The 24,141-nt window shown below is 73.2% G+C and carries 23 protein-coding genes and 3 tRNA genes; 19 read left to right on the forward strand and 7 right to left on the reverse strand.

Going from position 1 to position 24,141, the window contains the following annotated elements; translation table 11 throughout:
- Window positions 1-29: 29 nt before the first annotated feature.
- The gene (locus ACIGAQ_RS33880) at window positions 30-581 is read left to right on the forward strand and encodes a TetR/AcrR family transcriptional regulator (protein ID WP_399789797.1); all 552 of its coding nucleotides are present in this window, start codon (window positions 30-32) and stop codon (window positions 579-581) included.
- The gene (locus tag ACIGAQ_RS33885; protein ID WP_399789800.1) at window positions 578-2,113 is read left to right on the forward strand and encodes an MFS transporter; all 1,536 of its coding nucleotides are present in this window, start codon (window positions 578-580) and stop codon (window positions 2,111-2,113) included. Before ACIGAQ_RS33880 ends, ACIGAQ_RS33885 begins: the two co-directional genes overlap by 4 nt.
- 130 nt (window positions 2,114-2,243) lie before the next feature.
- Here the strand turns inward: ACIGAQ_RS33885 and ACIGAQ_RS33890 are convergent, their stop codons facing one another.
- Window positions 2,244-2,918, reverse strand: a complete 675-nt coding sequence (locus ACIGAQ_RS33890; RefSeq protein ID WP_311684394.1) for a lysophospholipid acyltransferase family protein — start codon at window positions 2,916-2,918, stop codon at window positions 2,244-2,246.
- A 385-nt stretch (window positions 2,919-3,303) separates the two neighbouring features.
- On the opposite strand from ACIGAQ_RS33890, the gene ACIGAQ_RS33895 reads away from it, so the two are divergent.
- From ACIGAQ_RS33895 to ACIGAQ_RS33905, 3 genes are all read left to right on the forward strand, one after another.
- Complete coding sequence (locus ACIGAQ_RS33895) at window positions 3,304-4,470, forward strand: glycerophosphodiester phosphodiesterase (protein ID WP_399789803.1); 1,167 nt, start codon at window positions 3,304-3,306, stop codon at window positions 4,468-4,470.
- 88 nt (window positions 4,471-4,558) lie between these two features.
- Window positions 4,559-5,053, forward strand: coding sequence for an RNA polymerase sigma factor (locus ACIGAQ_RS33900; RefSeq protein ID WP_399789806.1), 495 nt, complete (start codon window positions 4,559-4,561; stop codon window positions 5,051-5,053).
- Window positions 5,054-5,110: 57 nt separating this feature from the next.
- On the forward strand, window positions 5,111-5,608 hold the full coding sequence (locus ACIGAQ_RS33905; protein ID WP_311684396.1) for a GNAT family N-acetyltransferase: 498 nt from the start codon (window positions 5,111-5,113) through the stop codon (window positions 5,606-5,608).
- 68 nt (window positions 5,609-5,676) lie between these two features.
- Here the strand turns inward: ACIGAQ_RS33905 and ACIGAQ_RS33910 are convergent, their stop codons facing one another.
- Both ACIGAQ_RS33910 and ACIGAQ_RS33915 read right to left on the reverse strand, forming a co-directional pair.
- Window positions 5,677-6,108 carry a hypothetical protein gene (locus ACIGAQ_RS33910; protein WP_311684260.1) on the reverse strand — a complete coding sequence of 144 codons (432 nt, stop codon included), beginning with the start codon at window positions 6,106-6,108 and terminating at the stop codon, window positions 5,677-5,679.
- The gene (locus ACIGAQ_RS33915; protein WP_311684261.1) at window positions 6,089-6,448 is read right to left on the reverse strand and encodes a hypothetical protein; all 360 of its coding nucleotides are present in this window, start codon (window positions 6,446-6,448) and stop codon (window positions 6,089-6,091) included. Before ACIGAQ_RS33915 ends, ACIGAQ_RS33910 begins: the two co-directional genes overlap by 20 nt.
- Before the next feature lie 69 nt (window positions 6,449-6,517).
- On the opposite strand from ACIGAQ_RS33915, the gene ACIGAQ_RS33920 reads away from it, so the two are divergent.
- The 10 genes from ACIGAQ_RS33920 to ACIGAQ_RS33965 all read left to right on the forward strand — a co-directional run bounded on the left by ACIGAQ_RS33920 (window position 6,518) and on the right by ACIGAQ_RS33965 (window position 19,781).
- Complete coding sequence (locus tag ACIGAQ_RS33920; protein WP_311684263.1) at window positions 6,518-7,168, forward strand: HAD-IA family hydrolase; 651 nt, start codon at window positions 6,518-6,520, stop codon at window positions 7,166-7,168.
- A 373-nt stretch (window positions 7,169-7,541) separates the two neighbouring features.
- Window positions 7,542-8,576, forward strand: a complete 1,035-nt coding sequence (locus tag ACIGAQ_RS33925) for an ATP-binding cassette domain-containing protein (protein ID WP_311684265.1) — start codon at window positions 7,542-7,544, stop codon at window positions 8,574-8,576.
- Complete coding sequence (locus ACIGAQ_RS33930) at window positions 8,573-9,280, forward strand: methionine ABC transporter permease (protein ID WP_311684267.1); 708 nt, start codon at window positions 8,573-8,575, stop codon at window positions 9,278-9,280. Before ACIGAQ_RS33925 ends, ACIGAQ_RS33930 begins: the two co-directional genes overlap by 4 nt.
- A gap of 61 nt (window positions 9,281-9,341) precedes the next feature.
- Window positions 9,342-10,166 (forward strand): MetQ/NlpA family ABC transporter substrate-binding protein, encoded by an 825-nt coding sequence (locus ACIGAQ_RS33935; protein WP_399789811.1) that lies wholly within the window; start codon window positions 9,342-9,344, stop codon window positions 10,164-10,166.
- A 139-nt stretch (window positions 10,167-10,305) separates the two neighbouring features.
- The gene (locus ACIGAQ_RS33940; RefSeq protein WP_399789814.1) at window positions 10,306-10,938 is read left to right on the forward strand and encodes a GNAT family N-acetyltransferase; all 633 of its coding nucleotides are present in this window, start codon (window positions 10,306-10,308) and stop codon (window positions 10,936-10,938) included.
- 145 nt (window positions 10,939-11,083) lie between these two features.
- Entirely contained in the window at window positions 11,084-12,304 is a 1,221-nt protein-coding gene (gene cbiE / locus ACIGAQ_RS33945; protein ID WP_311684273.1) for a precorrin-6y C5,15-methyltransferase (decarboxylating) subunit CbiE, read from the forward strand.
- A gap of 379 nt (window positions 12,305-12,683) precedes the next feature.
- Window positions 12,684-17,042: a nicotinate-nucleotide--dimethylbenzimidazole phosphoribosyltransferase gene (gene cobT, locus ACIGAQ_RS33950; RefSeq protein WP_399789817.1), complete on the forward strand. Its 4,359-nt coding sequence runs from the start codon at window positions 12,684-12,686 to the stop codon at window positions 17,040-17,042.
- A gap of 202 nt (window positions 17,043-17,244) precedes the next feature.
- Window positions 17,245-18,495, forward strand: coding sequence for a uroporphyrinogen-III C-methyltransferase (cobA, locus tag ACIGAQ_RS33955; RefSeq protein ID WP_399789820.1), 1,251 nt, complete (start codon window positions 17,245-17,247; stop codon window positions 18,493-18,495).
- 64 nt (window positions 18,496-18,559) lie between these two features.
- Window positions 18,560-19,378, forward strand: coding sequence for an RNA methyltransferase (locus tag ACIGAQ_RS33960; RefSeq protein WP_311684279.1), 819 nt, complete (start codon window positions 18,560-18,562; stop codon window positions 19,376-19,378).
- 10 nt (window positions 19,379-19,388) lie between these two features.
- Window positions 19,389-19,781, forward strand: coding sequence for an NUDIX domain-containing protein (locus ACIGAQ_RS33965; protein ID WP_311684281.1), 393 nt, complete (start codon window positions 19,389-19,391; stop codon window positions 19,779-19,781).
- A 19-nt stretch (window positions 19,782-19,800) separates the two neighbouring features.
- Here ACIGAQ_RS33965 and ACIGAQ_RS33970 read toward each other — a convergent pair whose 3' ends face one another.
- On the reverse strand, window positions 19,801-21,252 hold the full coding sequence (locus tag ACIGAQ_RS33970) for a protein kinase (RefSeq protein WP_399789825.1): 1,452 nt from the start codon (window positions 21,250-21,252) through the stop codon (window positions 19,801-19,803).
- Window positions 21,253-21,447: 195 nt separating this feature from the next.
- Here ACIGAQ_RS33970 and ACIGAQ_RS33975 point away from each other — a divergent pair, with 195 nt between their 5' ends.
- From ACIGAQ_RS33975 to ACIGAQ_RS33990, 4 genes are all read left to right on the forward strand, one after another.
- Window positions 21,448-21,687, forward strand: coding sequence for a hypothetical protein (locus ACIGAQ_RS33975; RefSeq protein WP_311684285.1), 240 nt, complete (start codon window positions 21,448-21,450; stop codon window positions 21,685-21,687).
- 234 nt (window positions 21,688-21,921) lie between these two features.
- Entirely contained in the window at window positions 21,922-22,128 is a 207-nt protein-coding gene (locus tag ACIGAQ_RS33980; RefSeq protein WP_311684287.1) for a hypothetical protein, read from the forward strand.
- 371 nt (window positions 22,129-22,499) lie between these two features.
- Window positions 22,500-23,444 carry a phosphotransferase family protein gene (locus ACIGAQ_RS33985; protein WP_399789830.1) on the forward strand — a complete coding sequence of 315 codons (945 nt, stop codon included), beginning with the start codon at window positions 22,500-22,502 and terminating at the stop codon, window positions 23,442-23,444.
- 79 nt (window positions 23,445-23,523) lie between these two features.
- Window positions 23,524-23,799: a zf-TFIIB domain-containing protein gene (locus tag ACIGAQ_RS33990; RefSeq protein WP_399789834.1), complete on the forward strand. Its 276-nt coding sequence runs from the start codon at window positions 23,524-23,526 to the stop codon at window positions 23,797-23,799.
- 59 nt (window positions 23,800-23,858) lie between these two features.
- Here the strand turns inward: ACIGAQ_RS33990 and ACIGAQ_RS33995 are convergent.
- The 3 genes from ACIGAQ_RS33995 to ACIGAQ_RS34005 form a co-directional block, all read right to left on the reverse strand.
- Window positions 23,859-23,930 (reverse strand) — tRNA-Val (locus tag ACIGAQ_RS33995).
- Window positions 23,931-23,973: 43 nt separating this feature from the next.
- A tRNA-Val gene (locus ACIGAQ_RS34000) sits at window positions 23,974-24,045 on the reverse strand.
- Window positions 24,046-24,069: 24 nt separating this feature from the next.
- Window positions 24,070-24,141, reverse strand: a tRNA-Val gene (locus ACIGAQ_RS34005).

Consider the following 24,141-nt stretch of genomic DNA (forward strand, 5'->3'; position numbering starts at 1 on the left):
TGATGTCTCACATGGGGTACTGTTGTCTCATGGCTGTCGATCGTGACCATGTGCTGCGCTCCGCCGCGGCCCTGCTGACCCGCAAATCCACCGCGACCATGGACGAGGTCGCGAAGGCCGCCGGGATCAGCCGGGCCACGCTGCACCGGCACTTCGCCGGACGGGACGCCCTCGTCCGCGCGCTGGAGTCGCTCGGCATCGCCGAGTGCGAGGCGGCGCTGGACACGGCCCGGCTGGACGAGGGCACGGCCGGCGACGCCGTACGCCGGCTCGTCCGCGCGATCGAACCCGCCGCCGGACTGCTCGCCTTCCTCTACACCGAGAACCAGCTGTTCGAGGGCGAGGAGCAGAACGCCGGCTGGGCCCTCATCGACGAGCGGATCTCCGCCCTGTTCCGGCGCGGCCAGCTCGACGGCGAGTTCCGCATCGACCTCACGCCCGCCTGGCTCACCGAGGCGCTGTACGGCCTGCTGGCCTCCGGCGCCTGGCTGGTGCAGAGCGGCAAGGGCGCCCCCAAGGACTTCCCGCACATGATCGTCGAGCTGCTGCTCGGCGGCGCACTCAGGAGAGAGGAATCATGACCAGCACCCTGCAGCCGACGACCACGACCGAGGCGGTGAAGCGCCCGGGCCGCTGGCTCGCGCTCGGCGTCCTCGTGCTCGCCGTGCTGCTGGTGGCCGTCGACGCGACCGTCCTCGGTCTCGCGACCCCCTACATCAGCGAGGACCTGAAGCCGTCCGGCACGCAGTTGCTGTGGATCGGCGACGTCTACTCGTTCGTCATCGCCGGTCTGCTCGTCTCCATGGGCAGCCTCGGCGACCGCATCGGCCGCAAGCGGATCCTGCTCGTGGGCGCCACCGCGTTCGGCGCGATATCCGTCGTCAACGCCTACGCCGGCACACCCGAGATGCTGATCGTCGCCCGGGCGCTGCTCGGCGTCGCCGGCGCGACCCTGATGCCGGCCACCCTCGCGCTGATCCGCAACCTCTTCCACGACCCGCGCGAGCGCAGCCTCGCCGTCGGCATCTGGGGCGCCACCGCCTCCGCCGGCACGGCTGTCGGGCCGATCGTCGGCGGGTTCCTGCTGGAGCACTTCTGGTGGGGCTCGGTCTTCCTGATCAACCTGCCCGTGATGGCCGTCCTGGTCCTCGTCGGCATCAAGCTGCTGCCCGAGTCGCGCACCGCGAACCCCGGCCCGTGGGACCTGGTCAGCGTGGTGCTCTCACTGGTCGGCATGATCGGCATCGTGTACGCCGTCAAGGAGGCGGCGACCCACGGCTTCGCCTGGAGCACCCTGGCCGCCGGTCTGCTGGGCGCGGCGGCCCTGTACGGGTTCGTCCGCCGTCAGCTGCGGCTCCCGGCACCGCTGCTGGACATGCGGCTGTTCCGCAACCGCGGCTTCAGCGGGGCGGTGCTCGCCGACCTGCTGACCATCCTCGGCCTGTCCGGGCTGGTCTTCTTCCTCTCGCAGTACCTGCAACTCGTGCAGGGCAGGCGGCCGTTCGAGGCGGGTCTGGCCGAACTGCCCGCCGCCGTCGGCGCGGTGGTGGCCGGCCTGGTCGCCGGACGCGCGGCCCGCCGCTTCTCGGTGCGCGCGGTCGTCTCCGGCGGGCTGGCGGCGATCGGTCTCGCGCTGGCCGCGCTCACGGTCATCGGCCAGTCCACCGGCTACCCGCTGCTCGGGGCCGCGCTCCTGGTGGTCGGTGTCGGCGCCGGCTTCTCCTTCACCGTGACCGCCGACGTGATCCTCTCCAGCGTGCCCAAGGAACAGGCGGGCTCCGCGTCCGCCGTGTCCGAGACGGCCTACGAACTGGGCGCGGCCCTCGGGATCGCCGTGCTCGGCTCGATCGTCACCGGCGTCTACCGCGGCTTCACCGGCCCCGCCGGCACGCCGGCCGCCGCTCACGAATCGCTGGGCGGCGCCGTCGAGGCGGCCGCGGGCATGCCCGCGCACAGCGCCGCCGCGATGCTGGACGCGGCCCGCACGGCCTTCGTCGACGGGCTGGCGCTCGCGGCGGGCGTCGGCGCGGCCGTCCTGCTGGCGGCGGCGGTGGCGGCGTGGTTCCTGCTACGAGGCCAGAGCCTGGAAGGCGGCCCGACGAAACAGCCGTGACACGCCGAGCCAGGAAACGTCCCTGGGGATCATGCCCCTCAGGGGCGCGGGGAACTGCGCGACAAGCCCCCCACAACCCGCGGCCGCCGACGCTCCACGGCCCTCCGAGCCCGAAGGCGCCCCGGCAAACCTACGCCGCTTCCTTCGCCTTGCTCGCGTACATGTCGACGTACTCCTGCCCGGACAGCCGCATGACCTCGGCCATCACCGAGTCGGTCACCGCCCGCAGCACGTACCGGTCCCGGTCCATGCCCTCGTAGCGGGAGAACTCCATCGCCTCGCCGAAGCGCACGGTGACCTTGCCCGGCCGGGGCAGACCCGCCCCGCCCGGCTGCAGCTTGTCCGTGCCGATCATGGCGAACGGCACCACGGGCGCCCCCGTCATCAGGGTCAGACGGGCGATCCCCGTCCGCCCCCGGTACAGCCGGCCGTCGGGCGAGCGCGTGCCCTCGGGGTAGATGCCGAACACCCGCCCCTCCTCCAGCACCCGGCGCCCGGTCATCAGGGCGGCGACCCCGCCCCGGCCCCCGTCGCGGTCCACCGGGATCATGCCGACGCCGGTGAAGAACCAGGCCATCAGCCGGCCCTTGAAGCCCTTGCCGGTCACGTACTCGTCCTTGCCGATGAAGAAGACCTGACGGTCGCAGACCAGCGGCAGGATCATCGAGTCGATGAAGGTCAGGTGATTGCCGGCCAGGATGACGGGACCGTCGCCGGGAATGTGCTCCGCGCCCTCCACCTGTGGGCGGAACATCAGGCGCATGATCGGGCCGAGCACTGCCTTGATGAGCGCGAAGCGGGACAACGGACCCTCCGGTGTCAAGGGATTCATTATGAGTCTGTGCAGGTGAGGACGATACTCGCGGGCCCCGGGGTCGCGCACATCGGGCACGGCGACTTCACCGAGGCCTTACGCACTGTTGACGCGTGTTTACCTGCGGTGGCGCGCCGCCGCCGGTCCGTAACGCGGTCGACATGGTGTGACGCACATCGCCCCCGGGCCTGCCGGACGCGTTCCCGCACCAGCCGAGCCGAATCCGGCGGGACACGACGAACCGTCAGTTCATCGGCCCCACGAGCCACTAGTGACATCCCCAGTCACCCGCGTGTTCCAGCCGCGGTCTCCCGCCGGTCATGTACGCGCCCCTACGATCGGCCCGCACTGACGAGCCGACGCACGGAGGGCGCTCATGGGAACGCAGGAGTCGAACGACATCACGGGTGGGACCGGACGGCGGGCCCTGCTCGGCGCGGCGGTGCTCGGCGCCGGGGGAGCGGTCCTCGGCGTGACGGGCACGGCCCGGGCCGACGGCGCCCGGCACGGCGGCGGGGGAGTCGCCGGCCTGCCCAAGCCGACGATCATCGGCCACCGCGGCGCCAGCGGCTACCGCCCGGAGCACACCTTCGGCTCCTACCAGCTGGCTCTCGACATGGGCGCCGACATCGTCGAGGCGGGCGACCTGGTCCCGACGAAGGACGGCCACCTGGTCTGCCGCCACGAGCCGGAGATCGGCGGCACCACCGACGTCGCCGCCCACCCCGAGTTCGCCGGCCGCAGGAAGACCAAGCTGCTCGACGGCGTCTCCACCACCGGCTGGTTCACCGAGGACTTCACGCTCGCCGAGCTGAAGACCCTGCGCGCCGTCGAGCGCATCCCGGCCAACCGCCCGCACAACACCCTGTACAACGGGCGCTGGGAGATCCCCACCTTCGAGGAGGTGCTGCGCTGGCAGGACGAGCAGACCCGCAAGCGCGGCAAGCAGGTGTGGATCTACCCCGAGCTCAAGCACCCCACCTACTTCCGCAACCAGGGCCTCCCGCTGGAGGAGCGCGTCGCCAAGCTGCTGCGCAAGCACCGCAAGGACCGGCGCACCTCCCCGGTCATCCTGCAGTCGTTCGAGCCGACCAGCGTCGAGCGGCTGAACAAGCTCGTCGACAACCCGCTGGTGGTCCTGCTGTCGTCGGCGGACTCCCGCCCCTGGGACTTCGTCGAGACCGGTGACCCGCGCACGGTGGCCGACCTGGTCAAGCCGGCCGGCCTGAGGGAGATCGCCTCCTACGCGCAGGGCATCGGGCCGACCCTGGACCTGATCATCCCGCGTGACGCCCAGGGCAACCTCACCCGGCCGACCGCGCTCGTCGCCGACGCCCACAAGGTCGGGCTGATCCTGCACCCGTACACCCTGCGCAACGAGAACCCCTTCCTGCCCGCGAACTTCCGCAAGGGCACGGACGCGGACGCCTACGGTGACGTCTTCGGCGCCTACCGGACGTACTTCGCGACCGGCATCGACGGCGTCTTCACCGACCAGCCCGACACCGGCCTGCTGGCCCGGGAGGACTTCCGCAACGGCTGAGCGTCAATACGCCGGCGCACACCCACCGTTCGGGTGAGGTTCGGCCGCCCGGGCAACCCGCCGCCCGGGCTGCCGCGTCGCTCCGCATATGACGCACGACCTGGTCACCGCCCTGCGCCCCCTGCTCACCGCCGAGGCCTCCGCCGAGGCATATGCCGCCGGAACCGAGCCCGGCGACCTGGAGCAGGCGGTCTGGCTCCGCCTGCTGGAGCGCCTCGACGCCCACGGGCCGCCGGTCGACCCCGAGGAGTGGCTGCGCCGGGCCGTCCGCTCCGAGGCGCGCCGCAGCCGCCGTACGAGCCGCCTCGAACGGCCGTACGCCGGCGAACCGGTCGACGACAGGGGCCGCGACCCCGAGGAGCTGGCCCTCGCGGCGGCCCGGGGCCGGGCCCTGCGCGAGGCCGTCCGCCGCCTTCCGGGCCGCTGCCCCCGGCTGATGGAGGCCCTGCTGTCCCCCAAGGACCCGACATACCGGGAAATCGCAGGGGAGTTGGGTATCTCACAGGGGAGTCTTGGCCCGGAACGTTCCAGATGCCTGGGATGTCTGCGCAGATTGCTCACACCGGAGGTTGCGGCCCGCTGAGGACGGGGATAGGAGTGAGGGACCACCGGTGATCAGATGAGCGGGAGGCGTGCGCACATGGGCATGAGCGTGACCATCTCTGCGGCGACCGAGCAGGACGCGGAGCAGATCTTCAGGCTGCAGTACCTGTGCTTCCAGACGGAGGCGGCGCTGTACGGGAACTACCGCATCGACCCGCTCGTCCAAACCCTCGACTCGGTCCGCGAGGAGGTCGCCCGGGACTGCGTCTTCGTCGCCCGGCTCGGCGAGGAGGTCGTCGGCTCGGTCCGCGGCTCGGTCACCGAGGACGGCGCGGCCGCGATCGGCAAGCTCTGCGTCCACCCCCGCCTCCAGGGCCACGGCATCGGCGCCCGTCTGCTCCGCGCGGCCGAGTCGGCCCTGGCCGACCAGCACGGCGCCACCCGCTTCCGCCTGCACACGGGCCACCGCAGCGAGGGCAACCTCCGCCTCTACCGCAAGGTCGGCTACGAGACGGTGGGCACGTCCCAGGGCGCGGACGGCGTACCGATGATCGTCCTGGAGAAGCCGGCGAGCACGTACGCGGCGACGGCTTGATCTTCGCCCTGAAGGGGTGCGGGGACCCGCGCGAGCAACCACACACGGCCCGCGGCCGCCTGTTCACCTCAGGCGGCATCCCCTTCACGCGCCCGTGAGGCCCGCAACCAGTAGATGGCCGTCAGCGGCAGCAGCACGGGAATGAAGAGGTACCCCATCCCGAAGTCCGACCACACGGTCGCGTCCGGGAACGCCGACGGTTCGATCAGCGTCCACGTCCCCACCGTCAGCACACCCACCAGTTCGGCGGCGCAACACGCCAGCGCCGCCCTCCGCGCCGTCTCCCCGCCCCGCACCAGCGAGTACGTGATGAACCCGTACACGACCCCGGCCACGGCCGACAGCGAGTACGCCAGCGGCGCCCGGTCGAACTCCGTCGCGATCTGGTACGCCGAGCGCGACACCGCGCCCACGACCATCACGCCGTAGAGCCACACCAGCAGCGTCCCCGGACCGGACGCCAGGCGCCGCCGGCCCACCTCAGCCCGCCCAGATGTCATAGAGCCGCACCTCCAGCACCGCCAGCACCACGCCACCCGCGGCGACCGTCACCGAACCCCACCGGGTGCGCTCGGCCAGCGACATGAATCCCGCCGCCGGCACACACGCGAACGCCCCCAGCAGATACGCCACGAAGATCGTCGTGCCCTGCTCCGGCTTCTCGCCCCGGGCCAGCAGCACGATCCCGGCCACCAGCTGGACCAGCGCCAGCAGCGTGACCACGGCCATCCCGATGAAGTGCCAGTCCTTCGTCGGCTGGTCACGGTAGGCCGCCCAGCCGCACCAGGCGGCGAGCAGCAGCGCGGCGACGCCGGTCACCAGCGTCAGGACAGTGAGCATGCAGCGACCTTATTACGGCCGAAAAGGCCCGATGCCTCCGCCCCTGGCCCGCACCGTAGGGTCGAGGACATGAAGATCCGCGCGCACGCCCTGCTGTTCGACAACGACGGAACCCTGGTCTCCTCCCTCGCCTCGGTGGACCGCTGCTGGGCCCGGTGGGCCGCGGAGTACGGGATCACGCCCGAGGAGTTCGCGCGGATCGAGCTGCACGGCCGTCCGGCCGCCGAGATAGCCGCCGACCTGCTGCCCGCCGAGACCGTCCCGGAGGCCGTCGCCCGCATCGAGGACCTGGAGGTCGAGGACGTCCCGAACGGCGGTGTGGAGCTGCTGCCCGGCACCCGCGCCTTCCTCGACTCCCTGCCGGCCGAGCGCTGGGCCGTCGTCACCTCCGCCACCCGGCGCCTGGCCGAGGCCCGCCTCGACGCCGTCGGCATCCTGCCCAAGACCCTCGTCGCCGCCGACGACGTCACCCGCGGCAAGCCCGACCCCGAGCCCTATCTGCTCGCCGCCCGGTCGCTCGGTGTCGATCCGGCGCACTGCGTCGTCTTCGAGGACGCCCCCGCCGGTCTCGCGGCCGGTCGCGCCGCCGGCATGACCACCGTGGCGTTGACCACAACCCACCGGGCCCAGGAACTCGACGCCGACCTGGTCGTGGCGAACCTGTCGGCCTTGTCCGCACTGGTCACCGAGGAGGGCGTGGAGATCGCCCTCCGCCCCTGACGGACCGCCGCCCGCGTCCCACCGCTGTCCAGCATCCGGACAGCGGCGGCCGGTCAGGACCGTACGCGTGTTTTACTGACCGCATGACCACGACGAGCGACCGCATCCCGGCGACCGAGGCGACCATGACGCCCGGTGCTCGTTGTATGTGTCGAATGTGCGCCTGCTAGAGGGCCCCCGCACCACCCTGAGCTCGCGCCCCGAAGCGAGACCGCGGCCCGTCGCGCGCTCCTGAGCGCCGCGTGACACCGAGCCGCCCGCGCACATGTTCTCCGGTTCCACGCTTCAGCGAGAACCGTGCCGCGTCCCCGAACGAACGCACCCGTGCCCGGGACCACCCACGCCCGCGCACTCGACTGTGACGGAAACCCACGTGATCACCACCACGGACCTCACCAAGGTCTACCGTGCACGCGGCCGCGAGGTCACCGCCCTGGACGGCGTCGACCTGCACGTCCGCGAAGGCGAGGTGTACGGCGTCATCGGCCAGTCCGGCGCCGGCAAGTCCTCGCTCATCCGCTGCGTCAACCTGCTGGAACGCCCCACCTCCGGCACCGTGAGCGTCGACGGGCAGGACCTCACCGCCCTGGCCGGCCGCGGCCCGCGCGCCGGGAGGGAACTGCGGCGGGCGCGCAGCCGGATCGGCATGGTCTTCCAGCACTTCAACCTGCTGTCCTCGCGGACCGTCCAGGACAACGTCGAACTGCCCCTGGAGATCCTCGGCAGGACCGGCAAGGACCGCTCCCGCAAGGCTCTCGAACTGCTCGACCTCGTCGGCCTCGCCGACAAGGCAAAGGCCTACCCGGCACAGCTCTCCGGCGGACAGAAGCAGCGCGTCGGCATCGCCCGCGCCCTGGCCGGCGACCCCAAGGTGCTGCTCTCCGACGAGGCGACCAGCGCCCTCGACCCGGAGACCACCCGCTCCATCCTGGCCCTGCTGCGCGACCTGAACCGGCAGCTCGGCCTGACCGTGCTGCTCATCACGCACGAGATGGACGTCGTGAAGTCGGTGTGCGACTCGGCCGCCCTCATGGAGAACGGCCGCATCGTCGAGTCGGGCACGGTCAGCGACCTCCTGGCCACCCCCGGCTCCGAACTGGCCGCCGCGCTGTTCCCGCTCGACGGCGAGGCCTCCGGCGCCGACCGCACCGTCGTCGACGTCACCTTCCAGGGCGAGAGCGCCACCCAGCCCGTCATCTCGCAGCTCGCCCGCACCTACAACATCGACATATCGATCCTCGGCGCCGCCATCGACACCGTCGGCGGCCTCCAGGTCGGCCGGATGCGCATCGAACTGCCCGGCCGCTACGAGGACAACGTCGTGCCGATCGGCTTCCTGCGCGAGAAGGGCCTGCAGATCGACGTCCCGGGCCACGAGTCCACGCTGGTGAAGGAAGGTGCCAAGTGACCTGGTCCGAGATGCAGCCGCTGCTGGAGCAGGCGTGTTGGGACACGCTCTACATGGTCGGCTGGTCCACGCTCATCGCCGTCGTCGGCGGCCTCCCGCTCGGCATCCTGCTGGTCCTGACCGACCGCGGCGGCCTGCTGCAGAACCTGGCCGCCAACAAGGTCATCGGGCAGGTCGTGAACATCGCCCGCTCCCTGCCGTTCATCATCCTGATGGTCGCGCTGATGTCCTTCACCCGCTGGATCACCGGCACGACCATCGGCCGCGAGGCCGCCATCGTGCCGCTCGCCGTCGGCGCCATCCCCTTCTTCGCCCGGCTGGTCGAGACAGCCGTGCGCGAGGTGGACCACGGGCTCGTCGAGGCCGTGCAGGCCATGGGCGGCAACACCTGGACGATCGTGCGCAAGGTCCTCGTCCCCGAGTCCCTGCCGTCGCTGATCTCCAGCACCACCACCACGGTCGTCGCCCTCATCGGCTACTCGGCCATGGCCGGCACGGTCGGCGCCGGCGGCCTCGGGGACATCGCCATCCGGTACGGCTACCAGCGCTTCGAGACCGGGCTGATGTGGATCACCGTCGCGATCCTCGCCGTCGTCATCTCCCTGATCCAGTTCGCCGGCGACTACGCGGCCCGCTCCCTGCACCGCCGCGGCGCCCACTCCGGCCCCGCCCCGAAACTGCGGCTGCTCAAAGCCGCCTCCTAGACCCCCCGTTCACCCACAACGGGGTCGCACCCTCGCAAGGCCATAAGGAAAGGCACTTTTCGTGCGTAACACCGCCAAGATCACCACCGCCGTCCTCGCCGCCGGAGCCCTCACCCTCGGGCTCACCGCCTGCGGCGGCGACAACTCCTCCTCCTCCACCGACGGCCCCCTGATCGTCGCCGCCAGCCCCGTCCCGCACGCCGAGATCCTCACCTTCGTGAAGGACAACCTGGCGAAGAAGGAGGGCCTGGACCTGGAGGTCAAGGAGTTCACCGACTACGTCACGCCCAACACGGCGACGCAGGACGGCTCCGTCGGCGCCAACTACTTCCAGAACAAGCCGTACCTCGACGACTTCAACAAGAAGAACGGCACCGACATCGTGCCCGTCGTCACGGTGCACCTGGAGCCGCTCGGCCTCTACTCCCGCAAGGTGAAGAAGGCCGACGACCTGAAGAGCGGTGCGACCGTCGCCATCCCCAACGACACCGTCAACGAGGCCCGCGCCCTCAAGCTCCTCGCCGCCAACGGGCTGATCACCCTCAAGGCCGGCGTCGGCAACGAGGCGACCCCCGCCGACATCACCAAGAACCCGAAGAACCTGAAGTTCAAGGAGCTGGAGGCGGCCCAGACCCCGCGCTCCCTCGACGACGTGGACGCCGCCGTCGTCAACGGCAACTACGCCATCGAGTCGGACCTCAAGCCCGCGCAGGACGCCCTCGTCCTGGAGTCGCCGAAGAACAACCCCTACGGCAACTTCCTCGCCGTGAAGAAGGGCAACGAGGACGACCCGCGCGTGAAGAAGCTCGCGAAGCTTTTCACCTCGCCCGAGGTGAAGAAGTTCATCCAGGACAAGTACGCCGGCTCCGTGCTCGCCTCCTTCTGAGCCCGCGCCCGGCAGCCGTGAACCCGGGGTCCTCCCTCACCCGGTGGGGGAGGACCCCGTGGTGCGGATCAGTGCTTTCATGCTGCATGCTGGGCAGTTCAGCAGGCCCCGAAGGTTCCCGAAGGTTACGGAGCGGCGCATGACGAGCACCTTCCCCAACGTCTCCATCAGCACGGAGCGGTTGGTCCTGCGCCCCTTCGAGGAGCCGGACGTCCCCGCGTTCGCCGACATGATGAACGACGAGCTCGTCATCGCCTGGACCTCCGCCCCGCAGCCCTACACCGAGGCCCACGCCCGCTCCTGGATCACCGAACAGGCCCCCGCCGAGCGGACCGAGGGCCGCGGCATCGTCTTCGCCGTCACCGAGTTCCTCACCCAGCGTCTGGTCGGCATCGTCCACCTGAAGAACACCGACTGGCGCATCCGCTCCAGCGAGATCTCCTACGTCATCGCCCCGTGGGCCCGCGGCGAGGGCTACGCCTCCGAGGCCGCGCTCGTCACCGCGCGCTGGCTCTTCAACGACCAGAAGTTCGAGCGCCTGGAACTGCGTACCGCCGCCGACAACACCGCCTCCCAGCAGGTGGCCCAGAAGATCGGCTGCATCAGCGAGGGCGTGCTGCGCGGCGCCTGGATAGCAAGGACCCGCACCGACGGCGGCCCATGGACCGAGGTGCGCACCGACCTCATCGTGTGGAGCCTGCTGCCCGAGGACCTGGAGGGCGTCGGCGACCAGCTGCCCGACGGATTCACGTCCTTCGGCGACTGGAACTGACCGCAACCCCCCGGCGGGCGATCGCGACGAGGACACCGCCGCTCCCGCCGCAACCTCCACCGGGTACCCTCACGGAGCCCGCCCGCGGGCCGCACCCCGACACGACACACAGACGACCTGCGCAAACCCCTGGAGACTGACGACGATGGCCGACCGGGTCACGGTGATCGGCTGGGACGGCTCGCCACTGACCGCCGCGGCACGCGCCGCCCTGGGCGCCGCGACACTCGTGGCGGGCGCCGCCCACCACCTGGCACTGCCCGAGGTACCCGCGGGCGCCGAGCGCATCCGCCTCGGCAGCGTCGCCCTCGCCGCCCGCCGCATCGCGGCCCACCGCGGCACGGCCGTCGTGCTCGCCGACGGCGACCCCGGCTTCTTCGGCGTCGTCCGCACCCTGCGCGCACCCGAGTTCGGCCTGGAGGTGGAGGTCGTCCCCGCCGTCTCCTCCGTCGCCACCGCCTTCGCACGCGCCGGCATGCCCTGGGACGACGCGGAAGTGGTCGTCGCACACCCGCGCACGCTGCGACGGGCCGTGAACGTGTGCCGCGCCCACCCCAAGGTGGCGGTGCTCACCTCACCCGGCGCCGGCCCCGCCGAACTCGGCCTGCTCCTCGAAGGAGTCCACCGCTCCTTCGTCATCTGCGAGGAACTCGGCACCGACCACGAGCGCGTCACCATCGTCACGTCGGACCGGGCCGCCGACCACACCTGGCGCGACCCGAACGTCGTCATCGTCCTCGGCGGCCCGACCCGGCCCGACACGGCGGGGGAGACCGGCGGCTGGCTCGCCGGCCGCGACCCGTCCGCCGGGCCGCGCGGCTGGTCCCTGCCCGCCGAGGCCTACGGCGGCGACCTCGGCGAGGGCGAGACCCAACTGCTGCGCGCCTCCCAACTCGCCCGTCTCGGGCCCCGCGTCGGCGACCTCGTGTGGGACATCGGCTGCGGCAGCGGAGCCTTCTCCGTCGAGGCGGCACGCGCCGGCGCCGCCGTCCTCGCCGTCGACAGCGACCCGGCCGCCTGCGCCCGCACCGACGCCACCGCCCGCCGCCTCGGCGTCCAGCTGCAGATCGTGCACGGCACCGCCCCGCACGTCCTGGAGAACCTCCCCGAGCCGGACGTCGTGCGCGTCGGCGGCGGGGGAGCGGCGGTCGTCTCGGCGGTCGCCGACCGGCGCCCGCAGCGCATCGTCACGCACGCCGCCACGCGTGACGCCGCCGAACTCATCGGCCGCGACCTGACCGAGCACGGCTACGGCGTCGAGTGCGCTCTGCTGCAGTCCGTCGAACTCGACACCAGGGCCTGGTCGGAGAAGGAACGGAGCGTCGCGTTCCTGCTCAGCGGCGTTCTGCCGAAACGCGGCGCCTGACTCCCCGGACGCCCTGGCGACCGTCCCCGTGATCGGTTTGTCGTACTGCGCGCGGTAGGCTGGCCGATCGCTGCACCGCACGTGGACGTCCGGCAGTTCGTCGGCCAATGTCCGGAAAACCCGCCCGTTTTGGGGTGGGTGTGGTACGGCAGAACCGGAGGACGCGCAACGTGGCGCAGTCCACAGCGGAACCCTCGCGGATCAAGCTGCCGTGAGGGTGTCACGGCCGCAACAATGCCAGTGAATGGCTTTGTCGCCTTTTCGAGGCGGGCCGCTCGTGCCGCTGGGGACGCACGCTCGTTCTTCACTGTGGGGCGGTCGGTGCGCCGTTCCGGGTGAGCTGGTCGTAGGAGCACTAACCGATGGGCGAGGGGTACGCATGACCGACACCGGCCAGGTCCCGGGCGAGGGACTGCCGGAGAACTCAGGCATGGTGGAACAGCCGGGCGCCGCGCACGGTTCGTACACCTACCTCTCCGAACCCGCTGCCGAGGACGAAGACCTGTTGCTGCCGGGTGCCCAGGGCGCCTGGGGTCACGAGGTCGCCCCGCCCGCGCCGGAGCCGGTCGTCGAGACCGCGCACCAGCCGGGCCCGCACGAGCTCTCCGGCCGTGACAGCGGATCCGTCGACCTCAGCGGCGTCCGGCTGCCCGACCCGCCGCCGATCCCGCCGATCACCCCGCGCCGCCCGCTGCACCTCGGGCCGCCGCTGCCCGACAGCTCCGCCAGCCCGGTCCGCTCGCTGGCCGACCGCGGCCCCGCGGACGCGCCGGCACGCCAGAGCGCGCCGGCGCCCGGCCCCGAGTACCTCGACGCCCCCCGCGTCGCGGAGACGCCCTCGGCCCCGGCGGCGCCCTGGGGCGCACAGCCCATGCCGCACCCCCAGTCGAGCGCCGGGGCGGCGCCTGCCGAAACGGTTGTTCCGACTCCGGAGCCGGTGGGAGCGGCCCAGGCCGTGGTGACGCGAGTGGCGGCCGAGGCGAGCCGAACGCTCCCCGCCCCGACGCCCGAGACCGCCCCGGCGGCGTCCGCGCAGGTCGCGGAAGCCGGGCCTGCCTCTCCCGTGCAGGCCACGGAGGCGGGGCCGGCGGCTGCCGCGCAGGTCGCCGAGGCCCAGCAGGCGATGCCGGGGCAGGTGGCGGAGGCTCAGCAGGCGGTGCCAGGGCAGGTGGCGGAGGCTCAGCACGCGGTTCCGGGGCAGGTGGTGGAGGCTCAGCAGGCCGTTGCGGGGCTGGTGTCCGAGGGCGGGCCCGCGGTTCCGGCCCAGGCCACGGAAGCGGGGCCGGCGGCTGCCGCGCAGGGGGCCGAGGCTCAGCAGGCGGTGCCGGGGCAGGCGGCTGCCGCGCAGGTGGCCGAGGTCCAGCAAGCGGTGCCGGGGCAGGTGGCCGAGGGCGGGCCCGCGGTTCCGGCCCAGGCCACGGAAGCCGGGCCTGCGGCAGCCGCGCAGGTCGCCGAGGCCGTGCCGTCGGTGCCCGAGCAGACGATGGCTGAGACGCCGGCTGAGCCCGCCGGGGTCGGCGGACCGGGCGGCGAACAGACGGTTGTCAGCGAGGGCGAGCAGGTCGCTGAGGGCGCGGGTGTCTCCGCGAGCCCGGAGCCCGGGCAGACCGCCACCGGCCCTGAGGGACCTCGGGGCACCGAGGGCGCGGGTGACCCCGCTGCCGTTCTGCCTGAGGCGGTCCAGGGCGTTGACGCCCAGGACGCGGCCCCTGCCGCTCCCGGCGCCGGCCCGGACGCGGAGCAGGTGGCCGCTGCCGGGGCTGCCCAGGACGCGGCGGTTGCCGCTCCCGCGGAGGGCGCCGGCCCGGACGTGGCCCAGGCCCCCGTGCAGGACGCGGTAGCGGCCCCTGCCCCCGCCCCTACGGCTTTGGAGACGCTCCAGGCCTCTGGTGCCGAGGCGGCGCAGCCCGGTCCCGAGCAGCCCGCCCCCGAGCAGGTCGTGCCCGAGCAGCCCGCCCCCGAGCAGGTCGTGCCCGCGCCGGGCATGCCCGCTGAGGGGGAGCCCGCCCCCGTCGTTCAGGACGCAGTCCAGCCGGTCCCGGCCGAGGCCCCCGTACAGGCTCCTGCCGCCGGTGCCGAGCAGGGTGCGATGCCCGCCCCTGCTCCGGAAGCCGCGGCGGCTCCTGAAGCGGTGCCCTTCCCCGACGCCCCTGCCGGGCCCGAGCAGGCCGAAGTGGCCTCGCCGGAGGCCGTGTCCGAGGAACCGGCCGACGCCGCCGAGGCTGCCGCACCGGTTCCCGACCCGATGACCCCCGAGTCCGTGACGGCGGCCCCCGCGGTCCCGGTGGCCCCGGCAGTGCCCGACGCTCCCGATGCACCGGCACCCGCCCCGGCCGCACCCCCCGCCGAAGCCGCCGCACAGGAACCGGTCGCCACCGTCGACGGCACCGGCGCACAGCCCCCGGCGCAGCCCACCGAGCCGGCCGACACCGAGGGGACCGCACTCCAGTCCGACATGACAGCTCCTCAGATGGCAACCCCCGCCCCCGAGGCCCCCGGCGCCCCGGCCACCACCCCGGCACCGCCCGCTCCCGTCACGGAAGCCGCGCAGGCCGTCGAAGCCGCGCACGCCGCTGAAGCCGGGCAGGCCGCCGAGGCAGCCGAACCCGCCGGCGCCCCGGCCCCCGCCGAAGCCGCGCAGCCCGTCGCTGCCTCCGAACCGGCCACCCCGGCTCCCACCCCGAAAGCCGCGGCCCCCGCCGCCGAGCCCGGCCCGGCCGCCGAGGACGTCACCGTCGTCCTGCCGACGCCGCCCGCGCCGCCCGTGCCGTCCGCGGAAGAGCACGGCGGGCAGCCCGTGCAGGGCCCGCAGCAGTCCCAGCCCGCGCAGCCCGGGGCGGCGGAGCCCGTCGCCCTCGTCCCCGCCCCCCGCGACGGTGACGCCGCACTCGCGCAGAACGCCGACGACCTGGACACCCGGGGCGCCGAACAGGAAGACCTGGCGGACCAGGAACGTCCAGAGGGAGAAGGCGCACCGGCAGTGACCGAGGCACGAGAGCCCAGCGGCCCGGCCGCACCCCCCTACGACCCCGCCGAGCGCGAGGCCGTCCTGAAGGTCATGCGCGAACGCCGCGACATCCGCAACGGCTTCCGCAGCGACCCCATCCCGCACGAGGTGCTGCTCCGTGTCCTGGAGGCCGCTCACCACGCGCCCTCCGTGGGCCACTCGCAGCCCTGGGACTTCGTCGTCATCCGCTCCGCCGACACCCGGCGCGCGATGCACGAACTGGCCATGCGCCAGCGCGACGCGTACGCGAAGTCCCTCCCCAAGGGCCGGGCCAAGCAGTTCAAGGAACTGAAGATCGAGGCCATCCTCGACACGCCGGTGAACATCGTCGTCACCGCCGACCCGACCCGCGGCGGCCGCCACACCCTCGGCCGCCACACCCAACCCCAGATGGCCCCGTACTCGGCCGCCCTGGCCGTGGAGAACCTCTGGCTCGCCGCCCGCGCCGAAGGACTCGGCGTCGGCTGGGTCAGCTTCTTCGACGAGCGCGAGATGGTGCGCGCGCTCGGGCTGCCCGAGCACCTCGAGGTCATCGCCTATCTGTGCGTCGGTTACGTCGACGAGTTCCCGGACGAGCCCGAGCTGCTGCAGGCGGGCTGGTCCAAGCGCCGCCCGCTGTCGTGGGTCGTGCACGAGGAGACGTACGGCCGACGCGCACTGCCCGGAGAGGAACCGCACGACCTGCTCGCCGAGACCGTCGCGCAGATCCGCCCGCTGGACGCCAAGGCGCTCGGCGAGGCGTGGGAGCGCCAGAAGCGCATGACCAAGCCGGCCGGTGCGCTGGGCATGCTGGAGATCATCTCCGCCCAGCTGTCCGGTCTGTCCCGCCAGTGCCCGCCGCCCATCCCGGAGCCCGCGGCCGTCGCGATCTTCGCCGGCGACCACGGTGTCCACGCCCAGGGGGTCACCCCCTGGCCGCAGGAGGTCACGGCCCAGATGGTGGCCAACTTCCTCGGCGGCGGCGCCGTGTGCAACGCCTTCGCCACCCAGGTCGGCGCCGAGGTGTGCATCGTCGACGTCGGTGTCGCCGCCGACCTCCCGGCCACGCCGGGCCTGCTGCCCCGCAAGATCCGGGGCGGCACGTCCGACATGACGACCGGTCCCGCCATGACCCGCGAGGAGGCCACGCAGGCCATCGAAGTGGGCATCGAGACGGCCCGTGACCTGGTCGCCGCCGGCAACAAGGCACTGCTCACCGGTGAGATGGGCATCGGCAACACCACCGCGTCCGCCGCCCTGATCTCCGTCTTCACGGGCGCGGACCCGGCCGAGGTCACCGGCCGGGGCACCGGCATCAACGACGAGACGCTCGCCCGCAAGACCGAGGTCGTCCGCCGCGCCCTGGAACTCCACCAGCCGGACCCGGCCGACCCGATCGGGACGCTCGCCGCGATCGGCGGTTTCGAGCACGCCGCCATCGTCGGCCTCCTCCTCGGCGGCGCTTCCCTGCGCACGCCGGTGATCCTGGACGGTGTCAGCGCGGGTGCCGCGGCCCTGGTCGCCCGGGCCATCGCCCCGGAGGTCCTGGCCGCCTGCATCGCGGGCCACCGCAGCGCCGAGCCGGGCCACGTGGCGGCCCTCAACAAGCTGGGCCTGCGCCCCCTGGTCGACCTCGACCTGCGCCTGGGCGAGGGCACGGGCGCCCTGCTGGCCCTGCCCCTGGTGCAGAGCACGGCCCGGGCCATGCACGAGGTGGCGACGTTCGACTCGGCGGGCGTCACCGAGAAGTAGGGCCGCCGAAGAAGCAGGGCCGCCGGAGCACCCGGGGATCCGTGCCCATCCGCTCCGCCGTACGGAACGGATGGGCACGGATCGTGTCCGGCGCGCGGGCTGCCGTGCCCAGCCACTGGACCACCTGGGCCGCCCTTCCGCCCGCCCATTAAAATCCGCACGTCAGGGCTACCGCACCGCTGTCCACAGGAGCCGCACCCTCATGGCCGAACACCCCGCCTACCCCGTAGGCCTCCGCCTCACCGGCCGCTGCGTGGTCGTCCTCGGCGGTGGCCAGGTCGCCCAGCGCCGCCTCCCCGCGCTCGTCGCCGCCGGTGCGGACGTCCTCCTCGTGTCCCCGCAGGCCACGCCCTCGGTCGAGGCGATGGCGGACGCCGGCGAGATCACCTGGCTCAGGCGCCCGTACCAGGAGGGCGACCTCGCGGACGCCTGGTACGCCCTGATCGCCACCAGCGACGCGGAGGCCAACACCCGGGCCTCGGCCGAGGCGGAACGCCACCGCGTCTGGTGCGTCCGGTCCGACGACGCCGACCAGGCCACCGCCTGGACCCCGGCCACCGGTCACAGCGAGGGCGTCACCGTCGCCGTGCTCACCACCGACGCGCGCGGCCGCGACCCCCGCCACACCGCCGCCATCCGCGACGCGGTCGTCGAGGGCCTGCGCGACGGCACGCTGGTCGCCCCGCACCACCGCACCCGCACGCCCGGAGTCGCCCTGGTGGGCGGCGGCCCCGGTGACCCCGACCTGATCACCGTGCGCGGCCGCCGTCTGCTCGGCGAGGCCGACGTGGTCATCACCGACCACCTCGGACCGCGCGACCTGCTCGCCGAGCTCTCCCCGAACGTCGAGGTCATCGACGCGGCGAAGCTCCCGTACGGCAGGTTCATGGCCCAGGAGGCCATCAACGACGCCCTGATCGAGTACGCCAGGCAGGGCAAGTCCGTCGTGCGGCTCAAGGGCGGCGATCCCTTCGTCTACGGGCGCGGCATGGAGGAGGTCCAGGCCCTGGCCGAGGCCGGCATCCCGTGCACGGTCGTGCCCGGCATCTCCAGCTCCATCTCGGTCCCGGGCGCCGCCGGCATCCCGGTCACCCACCGGGGCATCGCCCACGAGTTCACGGTCGTCAGCGGCCACATCGCCCCCGACGACGAGCGCTCCCTGGTCGACTGGCCGTCGCTGGCCAAGCTGACCGGCACGCTGGTGATCCTCATGGGCGTCGGCACGATCGGGAAGGTCGCCGAGACGCTCATCGCCCACGGCAAGTCCCCCGACGCGCCCGTCGCCCTGATCCAGGAGGGCACCACGGCCGGCCAGCGCCGCGTCGACGCCACCCTGGCCACCGTCGGGGAGACCGTGCGCAGCGAGGACGTGAAGCCCCCGGCGGTCATCGTCATCGGCGAGGTCGTGAACGTCGGCCCGAAGACCGCCAAGACCGCCGCACCCCGCCAGTAACCCCGGGTAACACAACCCGTACCGAGCCGTTGGCACCGCACCCAGGACAAGGCGGTATCACCCTGTGGCCGATCTCATCACCGTCGAGGATCCCGACGACCCGCGCCTGCGCGACTACACCGGCCTGACCGACGTGGAGTTGCGCCGCAAGCGCGAACCCGCCGAGGGCCTGTTCATCGCCGAGGGCGAGAAGGTCATCAGAAGGGCCAAGGAGGCGGGCTACGAGATGCGGTCCATGCTGCTCTCGGCCAAGTGGGTCGACGTCATGCGCGACGTCATCGACGAACTCCCCGCCCCCGTCTACGCGGTCAGCCCCGACCTCGCCGAGCAGGTCACCGGCTACCACGTGCACCGCGGCGCCCTCGCCTCCATGCAGCGCAAGCCCCTGCCCACCGCCGCCGACCTGCTGCGCACCGCCCGCCGCGTCGTCGTCATGGAGTCGGTCAACGACCACACCAACATCGGCGCGATCTTCCGCTCCGCCGCCGCCCTCGGCATGGACGCGGTCCTGCTCTCCCCGGACTGCGCCGACCCGCTCTACCGCCGCAGCGTGAAGGTCTCCATGGGCGCGGTCTTCTCCGTGCCGTACGCCCGGCTCGACACCTGGCCCAAGGGCCTGGACTCGGTCCGCGAGGCGGGCTTCACGCTCCTCGCCCTGACGCCCGACGAGAAGGCCAGGTCCCTGGACGAGGCCGCCCCGCACACCATGGACCGCGTGGCCCTCATGCTGGGCGCCGAGGGCGACGGCCTGTCCACGCAGGCCCTGGTCGCCGCCGACGAGTGGGTCCGCATCCCCATGTCCCACGGCGTGGACTCCCTCAACGTGGGCGCGGCGGCCGCCGTCGCCTTCTACGCGGTGGCCACCGGCCGCCCCCGGGTCTAGGGCCCTCCCCGTGGAGCAGCGCGACGCCGTCGTCGCCGTCCTCCTGCGCGGCGAGCGCCTGCTCGCGATCCGGCGCGGGCCGGGCGTCGCGCGCCCCGGCTACTGGCAGCCGCTCAGCGGCAAGGTCGAACCGGGCGAGACCCAGGAGCAGGCGGTCGTCCGTGAGGTCCGCGAGGAGGTCGGTCTCACCGTCGTACCGGAGGCCAGGGTCTGGGAGTCGGAGACCGACGACCACCGCTTCCGTCTCCACTGGTGGACCGCCCGCGCGGACTCGGGAGAGGTGGTCCCGGACCCGGACGAGGTCGCCGAGGCCCGCTGGGTCACCCCCGAGGAGTTCCTGGCCCTGGACCCGGTCTTCGCCGGCGACCGCGAGTTCTTCGAGCGGATCCTGCCGGGGCTGTGACGGCCCACGGGCGCCGGCGCTAGGGCGCGTACCCGCGCGGCCCGGAGTCCCGCTGCACGTGCTCCTGCCGCACGCCGGTCCCGTCGCCGAGTCCGCGCGCCGGGCCCTGGCAGCCCTGGACCAGCGCGATGCCGACCGCCACCAGCAGGGTGACGACGACGAACACGAAGAGCCGCTGGCGCAGCAGCCGCGGGTTGGCGGGCCGCAGCCCGGTCCCCGTGTTCCTGGACGCCGGGCGTCCGGTGCCGCTGTGCGGTGCGGGCCGGCTGCCGCTGCCGGGCCGTGTCCCGTTGCGCCCGGTGGGCGTCGGCCGGGCACCCGGGCGCGACGGCGTGCCGCGCGCGGCGCCCGTCCCGCGCACCGGGGTCCGCCCCCGCCGGTCGCCGCCCGAAGGCCGGTTCCCGGTGCCCGGGGAACGGGACGTGCCCCGCGCGCCGGACCCGCCCTGGGACGCCGGGCCGCCGTCCGGCGCGACGGCTCCGTCCCGGGCCGGGGCGGAGCCGCGCGGCGGGGGAGTGCCCCGGCCCCGCTGCCCCCCGGACGTCCCCGAGCCCTGCCGGCCCCGGGTGCGGTCGGGATAGGTGTCGGCGGGCCGGTCGGACTCGCCGCCGCGCGGCGCGGGCGGCCGTACACCGGCGAGGTCCTGGGACTCGCGGGCCGCGATCTCCTTGAGCCGCAGCGACAGTTGGAGCGTGCTGGGCCGCTCCTCGGGGTCCTTCGCCAGACACGCCCGCACCAGCGGGGCCAGCGCGTCGGGCACGCCGTGTAGCTGCGGCTCCTCGTGCACCACGCGGTACAGCATCACCTCGGAACTGCCGTGCCCGAAGGGCGAGTCACCCATCGAGCAGTAGGCGAGGGTGGCACCGAGCGAGAACACGTCCGTGGCCGGTGTGACGGCGGCCCCGCGCACCTGCTCCGGTGCCAGGAAGCCCGGCGAGCCGACGGCCGTGCCCACGTGGGTCAGTGTCGAGGCGCCGGTCGCCCAGGCGATGCCGAAGTCGATGATCCGCGGCCCCTTCGGGGACAGCAGGATGTTGGACGGCTTCAGGTCCCGGTGCACGACCCCGGCCTCGTGCACCGCGACCAGGCCCTCCGACAGGGCGGCCCCGACGGCGGCGACGTCGGCCGCGCCGAGCGGCCCCTCGGCGGCGACCTTGTCGTGCAGGGAGGGGCCCGGCACGTACTGGGTGGCGAACCAGGGCCGGTCCGCGTCCAGGTCGGCGGCCACCAGCCGGGCCGTGCACCCGCCGCGGATCCGCCGGGCGGCCGAGACCTCACGGGCGAACCGCGAGCGGAACTCCTGGTCCTCCGCTAGATCGGGCCGGATGACCTTGAGCGCGACCCGCTGCCCCTTCTTGTCGGAGCCCAGGTAGACCACGCCCATCCCGCCCGCGCCCAGCCGTCTGTGAAGCTTGAACGAGCCGACGACGCGCGGGTCCTCGCGCCTCAGGCGCATCATCGCCATGTTCATCCCCGCTGCCCGGTCCTGTGACGAGCCACAGCTTACGTTTCCACGGCCGCCCGCGCGCAGAGGCCGCGCCCTCTCGGAGTGATGGATTGTCAGTGGTGGGTGGGAGACTTGAAAGGTGGTCAGGGAGGGCGCGGAGAGGCGGACTTCGCGCCGCTGGTGATCCCAACCACCCGTCGCAGAAGGGGGATTGGTCCTGTGAAGGGTGATCGCGTGGAGATAGTCGTGGACGCCGGGGACACGACGCGCACGTACGAGGTGGTGGCGAGCCGGGCCGGGCGCAGGGTGGAGACGGCGGTGCGCCGAGGTGTCGTGGAAGTGAGCGAAGTCACGCGTAGCGGGACAGTCGTACGTACGGCACGGTTCATGGCGAACCGGGTGCTGGCGCTCGTGGAACAGCCGGTTCCGCGGGAGGAGAGCTCGGAGAAAGCGGGATGATCCGGGCGTCCCGTCGGGGAAGACCCTGAGACGGGGACCGGCGTCTCCACCCAGGGGAGTACATCGCGGGGGACGGCTCATCCTCGGGGAGGCCCGGCAATCGGTACGAGGGCATGACGCCCGTGGAGGGCCGCGCGCCTAGATTTGAGGTCAAGCGGCGGGTGCAGCACTCGTCCCCCGAGGTCAGACACCCGCCGCTGCCAAGGACAACAGAACGAGGTCAGGAGAGGGACCATGGCCCACACGGCATCGCGGACGCTGATCCGCGAAGAGGGACGCAAGGTGTACGCCGCCGCGTTTCCCCGCCGCCAGGGCCGTCGCCACCCCGTGGTGGCGACGCTGATGGCCCTTCCTCTGGCGGTCCTGCTCCTCCTCGTCTTCGACGGGTGGGAGACAGTGGCCACACAGGCGTCGTCCGTGGGAGAGATGCTGGGGCGCTGAGCGGCGACCCCAGGCCCGGAAGAGCGGTCCGGGCGGGGACATCCACCCATGAAACCCCGTGGGGACGGGGGTGCGGCGGACGGCACAGATGCCGGCGCAGCTGGGGAGCTGCGCCGGCATTGCTTTTCCCTCAGCACCGAGCCGCCCGACCGAGCCGAGCCGACCGACCGGGCCGACCGAGCCGGGCCGCACGTCCGCCCGAGCCGACCGGGCCGTGTGCCCGACCGTCCCGCCGGCCCATCCGGAACGCACCACGGCTGCCCCGGCGACCCGGCCCGGCCTCGGCATCCGGAACACCGCTGCGGTCCCGGCGTAAAGGCCGGCCCCGACGTCCGGAACGCACCGCTGCCGCCCCGGCGTACCCTCACTCCGTGACAGCCGCCCCGGACGCGCTCATACCCGCCCTCACCGCCACGGCCCGGGCCACCGCGCACGCCCGCCCGGCACCCTGCCCCTGCGGCGCGGCCACCCTCGCGGACCGCCCCGACGCCACCGTCGTACGCCACGGCGACACCGTCGCGAAGGCCCACCCGCCGGGCACCGGCCCCGCCGAGCTGGCCGGCCGTCTCGCCGTCGCCGCGCACCACCCCGGCGTCCTCCTGCCCCCGCTCACCCCTGCCCCTCTCGATCTGCACGGCCGCCTCGTCACGCTCTGGCCCCACGGCACCCCCGTGGATCCGGACGACCCGGACGCCGCCCCCTGGGAAGCCGCCGCCACCCTCCTCGCCCGCCTGCACCGCATCCCGGCTCCGGCGGACCTGCCGCCGATGCGCGGCCCCGCCAAGGCGGCCCGGGCCGTCGCCCGGCTCCGTGAGGCGGCCGCCCCGCCTCCCGCGGTCGCCCCCGTCCTGCGCGCCTGGGACACCCTCCCCGCCTGGGCCCGCGCCGAGGCCCCCATGCCGGACCACAGCACCCTGTGCCACGGGGACCTCCACCTCGGCCAGCTCGTCCGCCACCCCGCCCCCGACGGCCCCTGGCTGCTGATCGACGTGGACGACCTGGGCGTCGGCGTCCCGGCCTGGGACCTGGCCCGCCCCGCCGCCTGGTACGCCTGCGGCCTGCTCCCGCCCGACGGCTGGACCCGGTTCCTCGCCGCCTACCGCGAGGCCGGCGGCCCGGCCGTGCCCGCCGCCGGCGACCCCTGGCCCGCCCTGGACGTGCCGGCCCGCGCCCTCACCGTGCAGACCGCGGCCCGGGCCGTCGCCAAGGCGGCCGCGGCCGGGCGAGCCCTGGACGAGGTCGAGCAGGCGCTCCTGGACGCCTGCGACCGAATGTCCGCCCTCCCGCCGCAGTTGGCGCCGAACCACGCGACGTAGGGTGCAACCGACGACAGCCGGACAGAGTCTGTCCTGGCGAGACGCGAAGCAGGACCGACCGGCGAGGAGTTGATCGACCATGCAGTGTCCGAAGTGCCGTGCGCCCATGCACACGTACAACCGCAACGGTGTCCAGATCGAGCAGTGCAGCGGCTGCCGAGGGATCTTCCTCGACTACGGCGAGTTGGAGTCGCTGACCCGTCTGGAGGCCCAGTGGTCCCAGCCGGCCCCGCCGCCCCCGCCGCAGGCCTACCCCGCCCCTCCGGCCCCCGCCTGGGGCGCCCCGCACGGCGGCCACGGCCACCACGGTCACCACCGCCACAAGAGCTTCGGGCACATGCTGTTCTCGTCCTGAGCGAGCGGCAGCACGACGAAGCCCCCGGCCGTCGAACGGCCGGGGGCTTCGGTGTGATGTGGACGATACTGGGATTGAACCAGTGACCTCTTCCGTGTCAGGGAAGCGCTCTCCCGCTGAGCTAATCGTCCTCGGGACCATGACCACCGACTGCAGCGGATCATGGGCACTGCGTGCGCGATACTGGGATTGAACCAGTGACCTCTTCCGTGTCAGGGAAGCGCTCTCCCGCTGAGCTAATCGCGCGGGTGGATCTTCGAGAAGATCCAGTGGACGATACTGGGATTGAACCAGTGACCTCTTCCGTGTCAGGGAAGCGCTCTCCCGCTGAGCTAATCGTCC

This window comes from Streptomyces sp. NPDC085932 (assembly GCF_044540525.1).
Classification (GTDB): Bacteria; Actinomycetota; Actinomycetes; order Streptomycetales; family Streptomycetaceae; genus Streptomyces; species Streptomyces levis.